Origin of the sequence: Thiocapsa sp. C2-2m (genome assembly GCF_041903745.1) — a bacterium.
Taxonomy (GTDB): domain Bacteria; phylum Pseudomonadota; class Gammaproteobacteria; order Chromatiales; family Chromatiaceae; genus Thiocapsa; species Thiocapsa roseilacustris.
In genome coordinates this window covers 63,984-78,969 of sequence record NZ_JBBWVD010000022.1, presented here as the reverse complement: position 1 = coordinate 78,969, position 14,986 = coordinate 63,984, and the positions used below count along the sequence as shown (strand labels likewise).

The following is a 14,986-nucleotide window of genomic DNA, read 5'->3' as shown; positions in this document are numbered from 1 at the left end:
GCATATGCCAATTGCTGGGGTCGCGCGAGATGTCGGGAGCGGCGGTTGTGGAAATGCTCTCTGCGCTTCATGCGCGGGAACCCGTTTGAGTACCGGCTTGGTGAGCCGACTGCCATGCCCCGGTGTCGCGGGAGCGGTTGTTCGGCTGGCACGCTGCGCTGTGTCCCACCGGCTACTCAGGTCTATCCAAGATCAAGGTCGGAACTTGGCGCGACGATAATAGCGGCCCGATGCAGGTGGTGTCCGGCCCCATCGGCCGACAGCCTGTGCGTTTCGAGGCACCGCCGGCGGATCGTCTGGACGCAGAAACGAGTCGATTCCTCGATTGGGTCAATGGCGCCTCGAAGGATCCGCCGCTCATCAAGGCAGGGCTAGGCCATCTGTGGTTCGTCACCCTTCACCCGTTCGACGACGGCAATGGCCGTATCGCCCGAGCCATCGGCGATCTGCTGCTGGCGCGCGCCGACGGCAGCCCCCAGCGCTTCTACAGCCTGTCGGCGCAGATCCAGCGGGAGCGCACGGCCTACTACGTCATTCTGGAACGGACCCAGAAACAGTCGATGGATGTCACCGAGTGGCTCGCCTGGTTTCTCGACACCCTCCATCGCGCCGTCGATCAGGCACAGCACAGCCTCGACGCCGTGCTCTTGAAGACACGGTTCCGGCAGCGATGGGCGACCACGCCATTGAACGAGCGGCAAGTGAATCTGCTCAACCGGCTGCTCGACGGCTTCGAAGGCAAGCTCACCAGCAGCAAGTGGGCGGCCATTGCCAAGTGTTCTCCGGACACGGCCTTGCGTGACATCAACGACCTGCTTGCGCGGGGCGTACTGCGGAAAACGGATGCGGGCGGGCGCAGCACCGGGTATGAGCTTAACGAACTGTTTGAGTAGCCGCGTCTGCGACAAATGCCTTGGCTCCCTGAAGCAGAAACGGACGGCGCCAACGAGCATGTCCTCGCCGTGCTGGCGGAGCTGCTCGCGCGGGACGACGGGCTTGGTCTTCAGCCCGCCGATCAGGTCCTGCGTCGGGTCTTGATCTCACCGCGCACCCGCTCGCACAGGCTGTCGAAGTAAGCCTCGTTCACCGGCGCGGTAGGAGCAGACGAGGCGCCCGCGAGCAGCAGGTTGCGCAGTTGCAACCGATCCTGATCGCGGCGGATCAGCTCGCTAGTCACTGCTGGTGCCGAAGCCACGCTGGCTGACCTGCTCGTCGACGAATGCCTTGAGGCTGTCGGGCAAAGAGATGTTCATCGTGCTCATGGTGCGAGGTTAGGTTCCTTGGCAAAATTTGGCAAGCCATCATCCTGGTCGAGAACGACTCCCTTGCGCCGGTGTCGCGGGAGCGGTTGTTCGGCTGGCTTGCCGCGCTGTTTCCCACCGGCTACTCAGATCCGTCTAAGATCAACGTCGGATGTTCGCCGGACACGTCTCTCTGAGACATCAATGACGTGCCCACGTCTGGCGCGCTGCGAAGGGGTCGTTACGGATCGGGCTAAGTCGCTCTCCTGAAAACTACGGCTCGATCGCGAAGAATGCTTCGATAAAGGCATCCCTTTCCAATGCTCCAGCCAGGGAGTATCGGCCATTCCGCGGGGTGAGCCTGATGTAGTCTACAAGCAGCAGCTCGGTTCGCCGGGCTTTGTAAGTTCGAAGGTACGGGGCGACCTGCCGGAGCAGATCGAGCGCGTGACGGTTGGTGATGGCGTACGTGAAACTCGGCGTATGCCGGTCGGAATAGGTGCGCTTGCCTGTCGCCTTGCCGGCTCCGATGGTCTCGAGCAGGTAGTTGATCAACGGGCGGTCTGTGTTGGAAATGGAGACGACGACCTGGCGGTTGTCCTGTTTGTGCTTTCGCAGCAGGGAGACTGTGCCTTCCCCGTCGATCAAACCGGCAATATAGGCTGCGTCGATGCCGCTCAAGGTGTTGACTTTGCGATAATTCGCCACGGACTTTGTGAACACGAAAAGAAAACGGGCCTTGGAGTGTACTCCAAGGCCCGTTGATTTGGTGGAGGCGGCGGGACAGTGATTCCCCACCTTTCGGTGAGGCCTGGACTATGCCTTCATCCGGATCGGATACGACCCGATGGGGTCCGGATGCGGGGCGTGTTATCCGCGTTGCCGCGGATCCTAGTGGACGCTCCACCGTTGCCGGGTCAGCGTCTCTATGAGTCTCTACAGGGCAGGTCTGAGGTTGGCCCTCTTCCTACCCCTCGGCGTTGCCGTGTCGGTCTGAGCCGACTGCAGGGTTCGCCGATGTGAGCCCCGTTTTCACTTTGCCCTTACGAGCAAAGGCGACCTGTGCGTTGATCGAACCCGCGTCCGCAAGCCCTCTGCCATTGGCCCTACATGCTTAGCCCGTTCTATTATTTTTAGCTTTCCGCCGCCCGAAGGGCAGGGCGATCAGTCGGCGATCTCGAATTAGGTTTTAGCGGATCAGGTCCGAGCCCCCGTCACCGCGATCCCATGTTATGTTACCCCTGGAATCCGCCCCCCATAGGCAGGGAACGGTCAGAGGCTCGCTGGCCTAAGCCGCGAGAGCGTAGTTGTCGTCGTTGGCAACTATAGATTTGCGGTTGGATTTACGAGGTCACCCGCACCTCGGCATGCACCTCAGGTTTTGCGACCCACGTCGAAACCATGTCGCCCCCAGGTATCAGTAGGACACTCTAGAGGAACCGCGGTTCCACGGCAAGCTCAGCCGGTCTTGAAGAGACGTTCCTTGTCGCGCTGCCAGTCGCGGTCCTTCTCGGTGTCGCGCTTGTCGTGCTGTTTCTTGCCCTTGGCGAGCCCGATCTCGAGCTTGGCGTTCCCGCGCTTCCAGTACATGGCCGTGGGGACCAGGGTGTAGCCGGCGCGCTCGGTCTGGCCGATCAGGCGGCTGATCTCGCTGCGTTTGAGCAGTAGCTTGCGGCTGCGGGTGGGGTCCGGGTTGACGTGGGTGGAGGCGGCGGCCAAGGCGGAGATGTGCGCACCGATCAGGAACGCCTCGCCGTGCAGAATCTTGACGTAACCCTCTTTGAGCTGGAGCCGGCCGGCGCGCAGGCTCTTGACCTCCCAACCTTCCAAGACGAGGCCGGCCTCGATGCGCTGCTCGATGAAGTACTCGTGCCCGGCCTTCTTGTTGAGCGCAATGGTCGAGCCGCCATCGTTCTTCTTCTGTTTTCCTTTCGCCATTGAACCGCGTCCCGGGAGTCAAAACCGTCGTTGGATCTGAGGCCGGCCCGGGTAGACCGACGCGGGCCTCGTACCTGACGCGGTTCAAGAAATGTTTAAGAGCAGATTGTTTGAAATGCGTCTGGAAGGCGCTCGTCGGTGGCTCCGAGCATGGCCGACGGGCTCGGAGAAGACAGGAGGCACCGGACGCATTTCAAGTGTAAATCAAACGAGGCTTGATTTCCGCACCGAGGGCGGCTAAATTCGCGGGCTCGACTTACCTGGAGGGGTTCGATGCGCCAGCCGCTGATCGCCGGAAACTGGAAAATGAACGGCAGCAAGTCCAGTGCCGAGGCACTGTTGAACGGCGTCGTCGCCGGGGCCGGAAGTCTCTCGAAGACCGAGATTGCGGTGTGCGTACCGTTCCCGTACCTCTACCTCGGCGAGCAGTTGCTCGCCGGTAGCACGGTGCGGCTCGGTGCTCAAAACCTCTGTACCGAAGCCGGCGGCGCCTTCACCGGCGAGGTGTCGGGCTCGATGCTGGCCGATTTCGGATGCAAGTATGTCATCTGTGGTCATTCCGAGCGTCGCGAGTATTATGGCGAGAACGAGGCATCCATCGCGCAGAAGCTGGCACGCGCGACCGAGAGCGGCCTGATCCCGATCCTGTGCGTCGGCGAGACGCTGCAGCAGCGCGAGGCGGGCGAGACGGAGTCGGTGATTGCCGCTCAGATCGATGGCGTGGTCGAACGCGTCGGTATCGACGCCTTCGCTGGGGTCGAGATCGCGTATGAGCCGGTCTGGGCGATCGGCACCGGGATGACGGCGACGCCTGAGCAGGCGCAGGCGGTTCACGCATATATCCGCGGCCGGATCGCCGCACTGGACGGTTCGATCGCCGAAAAATTACGCATCCTCTACGGAGGCAGCATGAAGCTGGGTAATGCAGCGGAGTTGCTCGCGCAACCGGATATTGACGGCGGTCTGATCGGTGGCGCATCGCTGAGCGCCGATGATTTTCTAGCGATCTGTCTAGCCGGGGAACAGTTAGCGGCCTAACGCTGCAGCAACGAGATACTCATGCAAACCATTTTGACCATCATGCAGGTCTTCCTGTCGCTGGGATTGATCGGGTTGATCCTGATCCAACACGGGAAGGGTGCGGATGCAGGTGCTGCGTTCGGGAGTGGCGCTTCTGCGACTGTGTTCGGCTCGCGCGGATCGGGTTCGTTCCTGACGCGCACGACCGCGATCATGGCGACGGTCTTCTTCCTTACCAGCATCGCTTTGGCGTATTATGCGACGAAGGGGTCAGAGCCGGTGACGATTATGGACAGCGTGGACGAGCGCACGATCATCGTCCCGCCGCCCGCAGCAACGCCGACCTCGGACATTCCGGCGATTCCCGAGGACGAGGGTGGGAACGAGCTCGATTCACAATCGGACGTTCCGGTCGGGCTGACGCCAGACGTTGAGGAGCCTCTCGAGGCCGTCGGCGAGACCCTTATCGAAGGCTCGGGCGAGGTCGAGGTCGACACTGGCGAGGTGATTTTCGACGAAAACGCTGTCGAAGCGCAGAATAAAGACGTGGATGCCGATACGGCGACACGAGAGTAAAGCGACAACGCCGACGTGGTGAAATTGGTAGACACGCTATCTTGAGGGGGTAGTGGCGTAAGCCGTGCCAGTTCGAGTCTGGCCGTCGGCACCATCTGCAGTTGCAGGAAAGCAAACGGCATGCCGCTATAGTGGTATGCCGTTTTTTTTGCGTGGCATGATGCGCAAAGGTTTGAAAAACTTAATGAATTGAATTGTTCCTCGGGTTGACAGTGCCGTGATGGCTGCACTAGACTCTTTCTCCGGCTCGACGTCAGAGAATAAGTAAATTCGGGAGGACTGATGCTCGACAATTATCTGCCGATCCTGATCTTCATCATCGTCGGGATCTTGGTTGGCGTCGGCCCGCTCGTTTTGGGTTACTTTTTGGGACCTCGCCGCCCCGACGCGGAGAAAGACTCCCCCTATGAATGTGGGTTTGCGGCCTTCGAGAGTGCGCGTTTAAAGTTCGACGTGCGCTACTACCTGGTGGCGATCCTCTTCATCGTTTTCGATCTGGAGATCGCCTTCCTCTTCCCCTGGGCGGTGGTGCTCGAGGAGCTCGGTATGTACGGCTTCTGGGCCATGGTCATCTTCCTGGGGATCCTGGTGGTCGGCTTTATCTACGAGTGGAAGAAGGGGGCGCTGGAATGGGAATAGAGGGCATCCTCGAAGAGGGCGTCGTCACGACCACGGCCGACAAACTCATTAATTGGGCCCGGACCGGGTCCTTGTGGCCTATGACCTTCGGTCTGGCCTGCTGCGCGGTCGAGATGATGCACGCGGGCGCAGCTCGTTATGACCTGGATCGCTTCGGGATCGTCTTTCGGCCCAGCCCCCGCCAATCCGACGTCATGATCGTCGCGGGCACCCTGGTCAACAAGATGGCCCCGGCGCTGCGCAAGGTCTACGACCAGATGGCAGAGCCGCGTTGGGTCATCTCGATGGGGTCTTGTGCGAACGGTGGTGGTTATTACCACTACTCCTATGCGGTGGTGCGCGGTTGCGATCGGATTGTCCCGGTCGACATCTACGTGCCGGGATGTCCGCCCACTGCCGAGGCCCTGCTTTACGGCATCCTGCAGTTGCAGAACAAGATTCGCCGAACCAATACCATCGCTCGCTGAGTCGTACCCAATTCCAATGGCAAAAGACATCCTGTCCAACCCCGTCAGGCTGACCGCGCTCGTCGATGCACTCGGCGAGGCGCTCGCCGACAAGGGATGCGAGACCATCACGGGCCTCGGCGAGGTCACCTTGATCGTGCCGTCGGGGCGTTTGACCGAGGTGGCCTGGATCCTTCGCGACCATCCGCAACTGCGGTTCGAGCAGCTCATCGACCTTTGCGGCGTCGACTATGCCGCCTACGGCAAGTCCGAGTGGGCGACCGAAGAGGCGTCCACGACCGGTTTCGGCCGCGGTGTCGACCGCGATCAAGAGCTGGCGGTCGACGACCCCAAGCGCTTCGCCGTCGTCTACCATCTCCTATCGCTTGTACACAATTGGCGGGTTCGCCTGCGTGTCTATGCAGGGAGCAGTCAGCCGATGGTCGACTCGATCGTCCCGGTTTGGGCGGCGGCCAATTGGTTCGAGCGCGAGGCATTCGATCTCTTCGGGATCCTCTTCCGGGGTCATCCGGACCTGCGTCGAATCCTTACCGACTACGGCTTTGTCGGATACCCCTTCCGGAAGGATTTTCCCCTATCCGGGCATGTCGAGATGCGCTACGACCCGGAGCAGGGTCGCGTCATCTACGAGCCGGTCTCGATCCCGCCGCGTGTCCTGGTGCCGCGCGTGATCCGCTCCGACAGTCGATACGTGCAGACGGGCGCGAGCTCGGAGTCCGCCGATGCCTGAGATTCGCAACTACACCCTGAACTTCGGACCTCAGCATCCCTCGGCCCACGGCGTCCTGCGCCTGGTGCTCGAGATGGACGGCGAGGTGATCGAGCGGGCCGATCCCCATATCGGTCTGCTGCATCGCGGGACCGAGAAGCTCGCCGAGTCAAAGCCATTCAACCAGAGCATCGGTTACATGGACCGGCTCGACTATGTGTCCATGATGTGCAATGAGCATGGCTATGTCCGCGCCATCGAGAAGCTGCTCGGCGTCGATGCCCCGGAGCGCGCGCAGTACATCCGGACTCTGTTCGACGAGATCACCCGCATCCTGAACCATCTGATGTGGCTCGCCGCGCACGGCCTGGACATCGGGGCCATGTCGATCTTTCTCTACTGCTTCCGCGAGCGCGAAGACCTTCTCGATTGTTACGAGGCCGTCTCGGGTGCGCGGATGCACGCGACCTATTATCGGCCCGGCGGAGTTTACCGGGATCTGCCCGATCGGATGCCGCAGTATTCGGGAAGCTCCAAGTGGCACAGCGCCAAGACGATCGCCAAGCGCAACGGTCCGCGTCAGGGCTCGCTGCTGGACTTTATCGAGGATTTCACCGATCGCTTTCCGGGTCATGTCGACGAATACGAGACCCTGCTGACCGATAATCGAATCTGGAAGCAGCGTACCGTCGGCATCGGTGTCGTATCCCCTGAACGTGCGCTTCAATTGGGTTTCACCGGGCCGATGCTCCGCGGATCCGGCGTGGAATGGGATCTGCGCAAGAAACAGCCCTATGCCGCCTACGACAAGATGGACTTCGATATCCCGGTCGGGGTCAACGGCGACTGCTATGACCGCTATCTGGTCCGTATGGAGGAAATGCGACAGTCCAATCGGATCATCAGGCAGTGCGTGCAATGGCTGCGCAACAATCCGGGACCGGTCGCCATCGAGGATCACAAGGTCATGCCGCCGTCGCGGGCAGACATGAAGGACGACATGGAAGCCTTGATTCACCACTTCAAACTCTTTACCGAGGGCTATTGCCCGCCGCCCGGCGAGGTCTATGCCGCGGTGGAGGCGCCGAAGGGCGAATTCGGCTGCTATATCGTGTCCGACGGGGCCAATAAGCCCTATCGTTTGAAGGTCCGTGCGCCCGGCTTTCCGCATCTCGCCGCGCTGGACGAGATGTCCCAAGGCCATATGCTCGCCGACGTGGTGGCGATCATCGGGACGCTGGACGTGGTATTCGGGGAGATCGATCGCTGATGAGCTTTCGCAACGCACCGCTTGCGGTCATTCACGATCGCGATCAATCGACCCTGTTCACCGCTGAGGTTCGCGAGCAAATCGATAGCTGGATCGCCAAGTATCCGGCCGAATGGAAACAGTCCGCGGTGATGCCCGCGTTGACCATCGTGCAGGACGCCAACGGCGGCTGGCTGACCACCGAGCTCATGAACGACGTCGCCGCCTATCTGGACATGCCGGAGGTGTCCGTCTACGAGGTTGCAACCTTCTACGGGATGTACGACCTGGAGCCGCAGGGTCGGCACAAGGTGTGTGTCTGCAACAGCGTCTCCTGCTTGCTGCTGGGCTCCGAAGCGCTGATCGAGCATGTCGAGCACAAGTACGACGTGCGTCTGGGCGAGACCACGGCCGACGGCCGCTTTACCTTCAAAGAGGTGGAGTGTCTCGGCGCATGCAGGCATGCGCCCGCGGTGCTGGTCGACAAGACCTATCACGAGAACCTCTCGCCACAGGCGCTCGATAAGCTGATCGACGAGCTGGAGTAGGCCGATGGTCCCGAATCAGAACAGCGTCTGTTTTCGCAATATGCACCTGAATGTCACGACTCGGCATACCTTGGATGCGTATCGAAGCCTGGGCGGCTATGTGCAGTGGGAGAAGATCCTGCGCGAGCGCCCGGACCCGGCCGACATCATCGAGGAGATCAAGCTCTCGGCGTTACGTGGTCGCGGCGGTGCAGGCTTCCCGACGGGTCTGAAGTGGAGTTTCATGCCCCGCACGGCGCCCGGCCAAAAGTACATCGTCTGCAACTCGGACGAGGGCGAGCCCGGCACCTGCAAGGATCGCGACATCCTGCGCTACAACCCGCATCAGTTGATCGAGGGCATGGCGATCGCCGGTTACTGTATCGGGGCGACGGTCGGCTACAACTATATCCGCGGCGAGTTCTACGAGCCGATCGAGCGGTGCGAGGACGCCATTCGCGAGGCTTACGCGGCGGGTCTGTTGGGCAAGGACATCCAGGGCTCGGGCGTGGATTTCGACCTCTACAACCATCTGGGGGCGGGGGCCTACATCTGCGGCGAGGAGACGGCTCTCCTGGAGTCGATCGAGGGCAAGAAGGGACAGCCGCGCTTCAAGCCGCCGTTCCCGGCCCAGGTCGGTCTCTACGGGCGTCCGACCACCATCAACAATACCGAGTCGCTGGCCTCGATCCCGGTCATCCTGGAGAAGGGCGGGAAATGGTTCTTGGAGCAGGGGCGCCCGAACAACGGCGGTCCAAAGCTCTTCTCGGTCACCGGGCATGTCGCTCGACCGGACAACTTCGAGGTTCCGCTCGGCACACCCTTCCGGGATCTGCTCGAGCTGGCCGGCGGGATGAAGGACGGCCGAGCGATCAAGGCGGTGATTCCCGGCGGGTCATCGGTCCCGGTGGTGCCCGGCGACATCATGATGGATGTTGACATGGATTACGATTCGATCGCCAAGGCCGGCTCCATGCTGGGTTCGGGTGCCGTGATCGTGATCGCCGAGGGGACCTGCATGGTCAAAGTCCTGCACAACCTGTCGCACTTCTATATGCATGAGTCCTGCGGCCAGTGCACACCCTGCCGAGAAGGCACCGGCTGGCTCGAGCGGGTGCTGCGTCGCATCCTGGACGGCAAGGGGCGGCCGGGCGACCTGGATCTGCTCGACAGTGTTGCGGGTCGGATCGGAGGACGCACCATCTGTGCCCTGGGCGATGCCGCGGCAATGCCGGTGCAGAGCTTTCTCAAGCATTATCGACACGAATTCGAGCACCTGATCGAGCGCGGCCAAAGCATGGCAGCTTAGACCTGCGGCCTGATCCGAATCGGGGCGAGCACGGTATGCCGTCGCTGTCCCGGAATCGCAACTTGTAGAATGGCCCCGTTCGCGCGAGCGAGCAGGTCCGAGGGCGCGCGCCGAAGCGGTGCGCGACATCCGGCCCACGGGCGCCGATCGAGAGAGCTGAATGACGGACAAGATCACCATCGAGATCGACGGCCGCACCTGCGAAGCGGCGCCGGGAGAGATGATCATCACGGTCGCGGACCGCGAGGGGATCAGCATCCCGCGTTTTTGCTATCACAAGAAGCTGTCGATCGCGGCCAACTGCCGCATGTGTCTGGTCGAGGCGGAGCAGGGAGGCCGCCCCTTCCCCAAACCGGTGCCCGCGTGCGCCACGCCGGTCGGCGCGGGCATGAAGGTCCTGACCCGCTCGCCCAAGGCCATCGATGCCCAGCAGGGGACGATGGAGTTCCTGCTCATCAACCATCCGCTTGACTGCCCCATCTGCGACCAGGGCGGCGAATGCGAGCTGCAGGATGTGGCGATGGGTTACGGCGGCGATGTCTCGCGCTTCTCCGAGCGCAAGCGGGTCGTCAAGGACGAGGATCTCGGTCCGCTCATCGCCACCGATATGACCCGCTGTATCCATTGCACCCGCTGCGTGCGCTTCGGCGCCGAGATCGCCGGCGTGCGTGAGCTCGGCGCCACGGGGCGCGGCGAAGACATGCGTATCGGGACCTTCGTTGCCCATACCGTGAGCCATGAGCTGTCGGGCAACATCATCGATCTCTGTCCGGTTGGTGCGCTCACCTCCAAGCCCTATCGTTTCACCGCGCGGGCCTGGGAGCTGACCGACGCCGACAGCATCGCCCCGCACGACGGGGTCGGCTCGAACATCCGTCTGCATGTGCGTGGCGGTCAAGTGATGCGGGTGCACCCGCGCGACAACGAGGCAGTCAACGAGACCTGGATCTCGGACCGCGATCGGTTCAGCTACGCGGGCCTGAACGCCGAGGATCGTCTGACCGCGCCTATGATCAAGGCCGACGGGATCTGGCGCGAGGTCGAGTGGCAGGAGGCACTGACCCTGGTCGCCGAGCGTCTGAAGGCGGCTGATGCGAACCGTATGGGCTGGCTGATGGCCCCGAACGCGACGCTCGAAGAGCTGTATTTGGCGCAGCGGGTCGCGCGCGGCCTGGGTTGCGCCAATGTCGATCATCGTCTGCGCCAACAGGACTTCAGCGGCGATGACGCAGATCCGATGTTGCCCTGGCTGGGTCTGCCGATCGCCGATCTGGAGACCCGCGAGGCGATCCTCCTGATCGGAACAGAGATTCGCACAGAGCAGCCGCTCTTGGCCCATCGCATCCGTAAGGCTGCGCTGGAGGGTGCGACCGTCGCCTGCGTGAATCCCCTGACCCTGGCTCTGACCCATCCCGCCCGGCAGTTGGTCGGGACGCCGGCGCAGATGGTCTCGGATCTCGCGGCGATCGCCAAGGCGCTGGGCGCTAAGGCGTCGGGGACGCTCAAAGCGATCGTCGGCTCGGCCAAGCCCGACGATGCCCATCAGGCGATCGCCGACGCTTTGCGTGCTGCGGAGGAGAAGGCGACCGGCGCTGTTCTGCTGGGCGCGCTGGCCGCCGCGCATCCGAACTATGGGGTGCTCAAGGCGTTGGCCTATCGGATCGGCGAGTTGAGCGGCGCCGTCGTGGGTTTCCTGCCGGCATCGGCGAACAGCGTCGGCGCGTATCTGGCCGGTGCTGTACCGCAGGGGCTGCCCGGCGGCCGGCCTACCGAGTCGAAGGGCCTCGGGTTGGGCGAGATGCTGAGCGCACCGCCGAGCACGCTGGTCCTTTGGGGCTTGGAGCCGGATCGGGATCTGAATGATCCCGCGCGGGCGATGGCCATGTGCGAGGCGGCCGATCTGGTGATCGCCTGCTCCGCCTTCCGTTCCCCGTCGCTCGAAGCCGTTGCCGACGTGCTGCTTCCGATCGGGGCCTTCGCCGAGACCTCCGGGACCTTCGTCAATGCGGGCGGCCTCCGGCAGCGGTTTCAAGGTGCTGTCGCGCCCCCCGGCGAGGCCCGTCCCGGCTGGAAGGTGCTGCGCGTGCTGGGCAATCTGCTGGATCTTCCGGGCTTCGAGTACCGGGATGCGGCGCAGGTGCGCGACGAGCTTGACGGGCTGTGCGGCGATGCCGCACACGACAACGCCCCGCGCGAGGATTATCCGACGGCGACACCCGGCACAGCCGCCGGGCTGATGCGGCTCGGGAGCGTGCCCATTTATGCCCTGGATCCGCTGGTCCGACGGGCTCCGGCGCTGCAGCGTACGCCCGTGCAGGGTGCGGCATTCGGTGTCTATCTGCATCCGGAGCAGGCACGTGGCGATGGACTGATTGCCGATCAGACGGTCTTGATCGTTCAGAACGGCCACGAGGTCGAGGCCAATGTGTTCCTGGACGAGGCTATCGCCATGGGCTGTGCGCGGATCCCGGCAGCCGTGACCGGAAGCGGGCGCCTGGGCACGCAGATCGGCCCGGTCGAGATCAGGCCATGGTTCGGCGAGACGGGTAGCGAGGCGGGATGATTCAATGATGATCGAACTATGGAATGCGCTTCCCGTGGTGATCCAGATCCTGATCAAGATCATCGCAATCGTGTTGCCGCTGCTCGGCATGGTGGCCTATTACACCTTGGCCGAGCGCAAGGTCATCGGCTATATCCAGGTCCGCATCGGGCCGAACCGGGTCGGCTGGCGCGGCTCGTTGCAGCCGATCGCGGATGCGGTCAAGCTGATGATGAAGGAGATCGTCATCCCGACCAAGGCCGACAAGGCGTTGTTCTTGTTGGCGCCCATGATTGCGATCGCGCCGGCCTTGGCCGCCTGGGCGGTATTCCCCTTCGATGAAGGCATGGTGCTCGCCGACATCAATGCCGGCTTGCTCTATCTCCTTGCGCTGACCTCGCTCGGTGTCTACGGCATCATCATTGCGGGTTGGGCGTCGAACTCGAAATATGCCCTGCTCGGGGCCATGCGCTCGGCGGCTCAGATCGTTGCCTACGAGATCGCAATGGGCTTTGCGCTGGTCGGTGTGCTGGTGGCCGCCGGGAGCCTGAATCTGGGTGCGATCGTCGCGGCCCAGGAAGGGAATATCCTGACTTGGTTTTGGCTGCCGCTGCTGCCCTTGTTCGGCGTCTATCTGATCTCGGGTATCGCGGAGACCAATCGGGCGCCATTCGACGTCGCCGAAGGCGAGTCCGAGATCGTCGCCGGTTTCCATGTCGAATATTCCGGGATGGCCTTCGCGGTCTTCTTCCTGGCCGAATACGCGAACATGATCCTCATCTCGGCGCTCTCGGCCCTGCTCTTCATGGGCGGCTGGCTGTCGCCTTTCCCGCAGACGTGGGTCGAGGGCAGCCTGCTGCTGGGTGACGGCTTCCATTGGCTGTTGCTCAAGACCTTCTTCTTCATGTTCGTGTTCCTGTGGTTACGGGCGACCTTCCCGCGCTATCGCTACGACCAGATCATGCGTCTGGGTTGGAAGGTGTTCATCCCGATCACGATCGTCTGGATCTTGGTGGTGGCGCTCGCGGTGCTCGCAGAGCTGCCCCCTTGGTGGTCCGCCTGAGCCGGAGACGACCGATGCTGAAAGCCACACGCGATTATCTTCAAAGCCTCTTGATGGTGGAGCTCTTCAAGGGCTTGAGCCTGACCGGCGCTTATCTGTTCAAGCGCAAGTTCACGGTTCAGTACCCGGAAGAGAAGGCCCCGATATCGCCGCGTTTTCGCGGCCTGCATGCCTTACGGCGCTATCCGAACGGCGAGGAGCGCTGCATCGCCTGCAAGCTCTGCGAGGCGGTCTGTCCGGCACTGGCCATCACGATTGAGGCCGAGCCGCGCGAGGACGGGTCGAGACGGACGACGCGCTACGACATCGACCTCTTCAAGTGCATCTATTGCGGGTTTTGCGAGGAGTCTTGCCCGGTGGACTCGATCGTCGAGACCGGGGTCTACGAGTACCACTTCGAGAATCGCGGCGAGAACATCATGACCAAGGAGAAGCTCCTTGCGATCGGGGACAAATACGAGGCGGACATCGCCGCGGCACGCGCCGCGGATGCGCCTTACCGCTGACCGCGATGGACCCCGGATCGCAGGGATTGCGTCCGGCGATGCAGGCATGCTCGAGGATCGATGCCTTCATGCCGAGCGGGCCGGAGCTTTCGTCGATCCGCCTGCGGCGCTTCGGGGCTCGATCGAACAGAGGGCGATCAGGCGCCGAGCGGGCGCTCCGTTGGCGCTTATTTGACCATTGCGCCTAACCACGGCATTCGGATGAATCATGGGCTTTGAAAAATTCCTCTTCTATGTCTTTGCGGCCATAACCCTAGTTGCTGCAGGGATGGTGATCACGCGTCGCAATCCGGTCCACGCCGTTCTCTATCTGGTGCTGGCCTTCATCAGCAGCGCGACCCTCTGGATCATGCTCGAGGCGGAGTTCCTCGGCATTGTACTGATCCTGGTCTATGTGGGCGCGGTGATGGTGCTTTTCCTCTTCGTGGTCATGATGCTCGATGTCGATATCGCGACGCTGCGTGCGGGCTTTATTCGCTATTTGCCGATCGGTGCGCTGATTGCGGTCGTGCTCGCCCTCGAGATCTTCCTGATCGTCGGACCGGCCAACTTCGGATTGCAGCATTTCCCGTCGCCGGTGCCGGCAGGCCCCGAGGTGAGCAATACCGAGGAGCTCGGTCTCCTGCTCTATACCCTCTATGTCTATCCGTTCGAGATTGCCGCCGTCATCCTGCTTGTCGCCATCGTCGCCGCGATTCGCTTGACGCTGCGCCGTCGGCCCGAGACGAAGTACATGGATCCGGCGAAGCAGGTCAGGGTCAAGAAGGGTCCAGACCGGGTTCGTATCGTCAAGATGCCTTCCGAGCGTGCCGCGGTTCCGGCCGTCGCTGCCTCGGCTGCACCACAGGAATCGACCGAATGATCGCGCTCTCAGACTATCTGATCCTGGCCTCAGGGCTCTTTATGCTGGCGGTCGCCGGGATCTTCCTGAATCGCAAAAACGTCATCCTGCTGCTGATGTGCATCGAGCTGATGCTCTTGGCGGTGAATATGAATTTCGTCGCCTTTTCCCATTTCCTCGGGGATATGACGGGGCAGGTCTTCGTCTTTTTCATCCTGACCGTGGCGGCGGCGGAGGCGGCGATCGGGCTGGCGATCCTGGTGGTGCTTTTCCGTAATCGGCAGACGATCAACGTGGAGGATCTGGACAGCCTCAAGGGGTAGCGCGCACGGCGTCAAGGTGTCTGCGCAACTGGCGGG

Annotated in this window: 17 protein-coding genes, 1 tRNA gene, 1 other RNA gene and 1 pseudogene; 16 read left to right on the top strand and 4 right to left on the bottom strand. The window is 62.3% G+C overall.

Features of this window, described 5'->3' with window-relative positions:
- Window positions 1-131 precede the first annotated feature (131 nt).
- Together AADX97_RS17485 and AADX97_RS17480 are read left to right on the top strand one after the other, a co-directional pair.
- A pseudogene (locus tag AADX97_RS17485) lies at window positions 132-893 on the top strand (Fic family protein); the annotation flags it as partial.
- 15 nt (window positions 894-908) lie between these two features.
- The gene (locus tag AADX97_RS17480; RefSeq protein ID WP_374235917.1) at window positions 909-1,076 is read left to right on the top strand and encodes a hypothetical protein; all 168 of its coding nucleotides are present in this window, start codon (window positions 909-911) and stop codon (window positions 1,074-1,076) included.
- A gap of 93 nt (window positions 1,077-1,169) precedes the next feature.
- Here AADX97_RS17480 and AADX97_RS17475 read toward each other — a convergent pair whose 3' ends face one another.
- The 4 genes from AADX97_RS17475 to smpB form a co-directional block, all read right to left on the bottom strand.
- Complete coding sequence (locus AADX97_RS17475; RefSeq protein WP_374235918.1) at window positions 1,170-1,262, bottom strand: type II toxin-antitoxin system ParD family antitoxin; 93 nt, start codon at window positions 1,260-1,262, stop codon at window positions 1,170-1,172.
- A 252-nt stretch (window positions 1,263-1,514) separates the two neighbouring features.
- Window positions 1,515-1,949, bottom strand: a complete 435-nt coding sequence (locus tag AADX97_RS17470) for an LAGLIDADG family homing endonuclease (RefSeq protein ID WP_374235919.1) — start codon at window positions 1,947-1,949, stop codon at window positions 1,515-1,517.
- A gap of 360 nt (window positions 1,950-2,309) precedes the next feature.
- Window positions 2,310-2,645, bottom strand: a transfer-messenger RNA (tmRNA) gene (gene ssrA, locus AADX97_RS17465).
- Between the two features lie 54 nt (window positions 2,646-2,699).
- A complete protein-coding gene (gene smpB / locus AADX97_RS17460) occupies window positions 2,700-3,179 on the bottom strand; it encodes an SsrA-binding protein SmpB (protein WP_374235920.1) in 480 nt (159 codons plus the stop codon).
- 273 nt (window positions 3,180-3,452) lie between these two features.
- On the opposite strand from smpB, the gene tpiA reads away from it, so the two are divergent.
- The 14 genes from tpiA to nuoK all read left to right on the top strand — a co-directional run bounded on the left by tpiA (window position 3,453) and on the right by nuoK (window position 14,950).
- Window positions 3,453-4,217 carry a triose-phosphate isomerase gene (gene tpiA / locus AADX97_RS17455; RefSeq protein ID WP_374235921.1) on the top strand — a complete coding sequence of 255 codons (765 nt, stop codon included), beginning with the start codon at window positions 3,453-3,455 and terminating at the stop codon, window positions 4,215-4,217.
- Window positions 4,218-4,238: 21 nt separating this feature from the next.
- On the top strand, window positions 4,239-4,775 hold the full coding sequence (gene secG, locus AADX97_RS17450) for a preprotein translocase subunit SecG (protein WP_374235922.1): 537 nt from the start codon (window positions 4,239-4,241) through the stop codon (window positions 4,773-4,775).
- Between the two features lie 9 nt (window positions 4,776-4,784).
- Window positions 4,785-4,869, top strand: a tRNA-Leu gene (locus AADX97_RS17445).
- Between the two features lie 188 nt (window positions 4,870-5,057).
- Window positions 5,058-5,414, top strand: a complete 357-nt coding sequence (locus AADX97_RS17440; RefSeq protein ID WP_374235923.1) for an NADH-quinone oxidoreductase subunit A — start codon at window positions 5,058-5,060, stop codon at window positions 5,412-5,414.
- The gene (locus AADX97_RS17435; RefSeq protein ID WP_007190930.1) at window positions 5,405-5,881 is read left to right on the top strand and encodes an NADH-quinone oxidoreductase subunit B family protein; all 477 of its coding nucleotides are present in this window, start codon (window positions 5,405-5,407) and stop codon (window positions 5,879-5,881) included. The genes AADX97_RS17440 and AADX97_RS17435 overlap by 10 nt, the downstream gene beginning before the upstream one ends.
- A 16-nt stretch (window positions 5,882-5,897) precedes the next feature.
- Window positions 5,898-6,611 (top strand): NADH-quinone oxidoreductase subunit C, encoded by a 714-nt coding sequence (locus tag AADX97_RS17430; RefSeq protein ID WP_374235924.1) that lies wholly within the window; start codon window positions 5,898-5,900, stop codon window positions 6,609-6,611.
- A complete protein-coding gene (locus tag AADX97_RS17425; protein WP_374235925.1) occupies window positions 6,604-7,860 on the top strand; it encodes an NADH-quinone oxidoreductase subunit D in 1,257 nt (418 codons plus the stop codon). Before AADX97_RS17430 ends, AADX97_RS17425 begins: the two co-directional genes overlap by 8 nt.
- Window positions 7,860-8,387 (top strand): NADH-quinone oxidoreductase subunit NuoE, encoded by a 528-nt coding sequence (nuoE, locus tag AADX97_RS17420; RefSeq protein ID WP_374235926.1) that lies wholly within the window; start codon window positions 7,860-7,862, stop codon window positions 8,385-8,387. Before AADX97_RS17425 ends, nuoE begins: the two co-directional genes overlap by 1 nt.
- Window positions 8,388-8,391: 4 nt before the next feature.
- On the top strand, window positions 8,392-9,675 hold the full coding sequence (nuoF, locus tag AADX97_RS17415) for an NADH-quinone oxidoreductase subunit NuoF (RefSeq protein WP_374235927.1): 1,284 nt from the start codon (window positions 8,392-8,394) through the stop codon (window positions 9,673-9,675).
- A gap of 160 nt (window positions 9,676-9,835) precedes the next feature.
- Window positions 9,836-12,238, top strand: coding sequence for an NADH-quinone oxidoreductase subunit NuoG (gene nuoG / locus AADX97_RS17410; protein ID WP_374235928.1), 2,403 nt, complete (start codon window positions 9,836-9,838; stop codon window positions 12,236-12,238).
- Between the two features lie 7 nt (window positions 12,239-12,245).
- Window positions 12,246-13,280: an NADH-quinone oxidoreductase subunit NuoH gene (nuoH, locus tag AADX97_RS17405; RefSeq protein WP_374235988.1), complete on the top strand. Its 1,035-nt coding sequence runs from the start codon at window positions 12,246-12,248 to the stop codon at window positions 13,278-13,280.
- 14 nt (window positions 13,281-13,294) lie between these two features.
- Window positions 13,295-13,786 (top strand): NADH-quinone oxidoreductase subunit NuoI, encoded by a 492-nt coding sequence (gene nuoI / locus AADX97_RS17400; protein WP_374235929.1) that lies wholly within the window; start codon window positions 13,295-13,297, stop codon window positions 13,784-13,786.
- A gap of 208 nt (window positions 13,787-13,994) precedes the next feature.
- Window positions 13,995-14,648: an NADH-quinone oxidoreductase subunit J gene (locus AADX97_RS17395; protein WP_374235930.1), complete on the top strand. Its 654-nt coding sequence runs from the start codon at window positions 13,995-13,997 to the stop codon at window positions 14,646-14,648.
- Window positions 14,645-14,950 carry an NADH-quinone oxidoreductase subunit NuoK gene (gene nuoK, locus AADX97_RS17390; protein WP_374235931.1) on the top strand — a complete coding sequence of 102 codons (306 nt, stop codon included), beginning with the start codon at window positions 14,645-14,647 and terminating at the stop codon, window positions 14,948-14,950. The genes AADX97_RS17395 and nuoK overlap by 4 nt, the downstream gene beginning before the upstream one ends.
- Window positions 14,951-14,986 lie beyond the last annotated feature (36 nt).

What these genes read in the sequence shown, in the direction of transcription:
- AADX97_RS17395 (WP_374235930.1), top strand. Translation starts at nt 13,995, where the DNA reads ATGGGCTTTGAAAAATTCCTCTTCTATGTCTTTGCGGCCATAACCCTA.
- AADX97_RS17475 (WP_374235918.1), bottom strand. Translation starts at nt 1,262, where the DNA reads ATGAGCACGATGAACATCTCTTTGCCCGACAGCCTCAAGGCATTCGTC.
- nuoE (WP_374235926.1), top strand. Translation starts at nt 7,860, where the DNA reads ATGAGCTTTCGCAACGCACCGCTTGCGGTCATTCACGATCGCGATCAA.
- AADX97_RS17480 (WP_374235917.1), top strand. Translation starts at nt 909, where the DNA reads ATGCCTTGGCTCCCTGAAGCAGAAACGGACGGCGCCAACGAGCATGTC.
- AADX97_RS17425 (WP_374235925.1), top strand. Translation starts at nt 6,604, where the DNA reads ATGCCTGAGATTCGCAACTACACCCTGAACTTCGGACCTCAGCATCCC.
- nuoH (WP_374235988.1), top strand. Translation starts at nt 12,246, where the DNA reads ATGATCGAACTATGGAATGCGCTTCCCGTGGTGATCCAGATCCTGATC.
- tpiA (WP_374235921.1), top strand. Translation starts at nt 3,453, where the DNA reads ATGCGCCAGCCGCTGATCGCCGGAAACTGGAAAATGAACGGCAGCAAG.
- AADX97_RS17430 (WP_374235924.1), top strand. Translation starts at nt 5,898, where the DNA reads ATGGCAAAAGACATCCTGTCCAACCCCGTCAGGCTGACCGCGCTCGTC.
- nuoK (WP_374235931.1), top strand. Translation starts at nt 14,645, where the DNA reads ATGATCGCGCTCTCAGACTATCTGATCCTGGCCTCAGGGCTCTTTATG.
- smpB (WP_374235920.1), bottom strand. Translation starts at nt 3,179, where the DNA reads ATGGCGAAAGGAAAACAGAAGAAGAACGATGGCGGCTCGACCATTGCG.
- secG (WP_374235922.1), top strand. Translation starts at nt 4,239, where the DNA reads ATGCAAACCATTTTGACCATCATGCAGGTCTTCCTGTCGCTGGGATTG.
- AADX97_RS17440 (WP_374235923.1), top strand. Translation starts at nt 5,058, where the DNA reads ATGCTCGACAATTATCTGCCGATCCTGATCTTCATCATCGTCGGGATC.
- AADX97_RS17435 (WP_007190930.1), top strand. Translation starts at nt 5,405, where the DNA reads ATGGGAATAGAGGGCATCCTCGAAGAGGGCGTCGTCACGACCACGGCC.
- nuoG (WP_374235928.1), top strand. Translation starts at nt 9,836, where the DNA reads ATGACGGACAAGATCACCATCGAGATCGACGGCCGCACCTGCGAAGCG.
- nuoF (WP_374235927.1), top strand. Translation starts at nt 8,392, where the DNA reads ATGGTCCCGAATCAGAACAGCGTCTGTTTTCGCAATATGCACCTGAAT.
- nuoI (WP_374235929.1), top strand. Translation starts at nt 13,295, where the DNA reads ATGCTGAAAGCCACACGCGATTATCTTCAAAGCCTCTTGATGGTGGAG.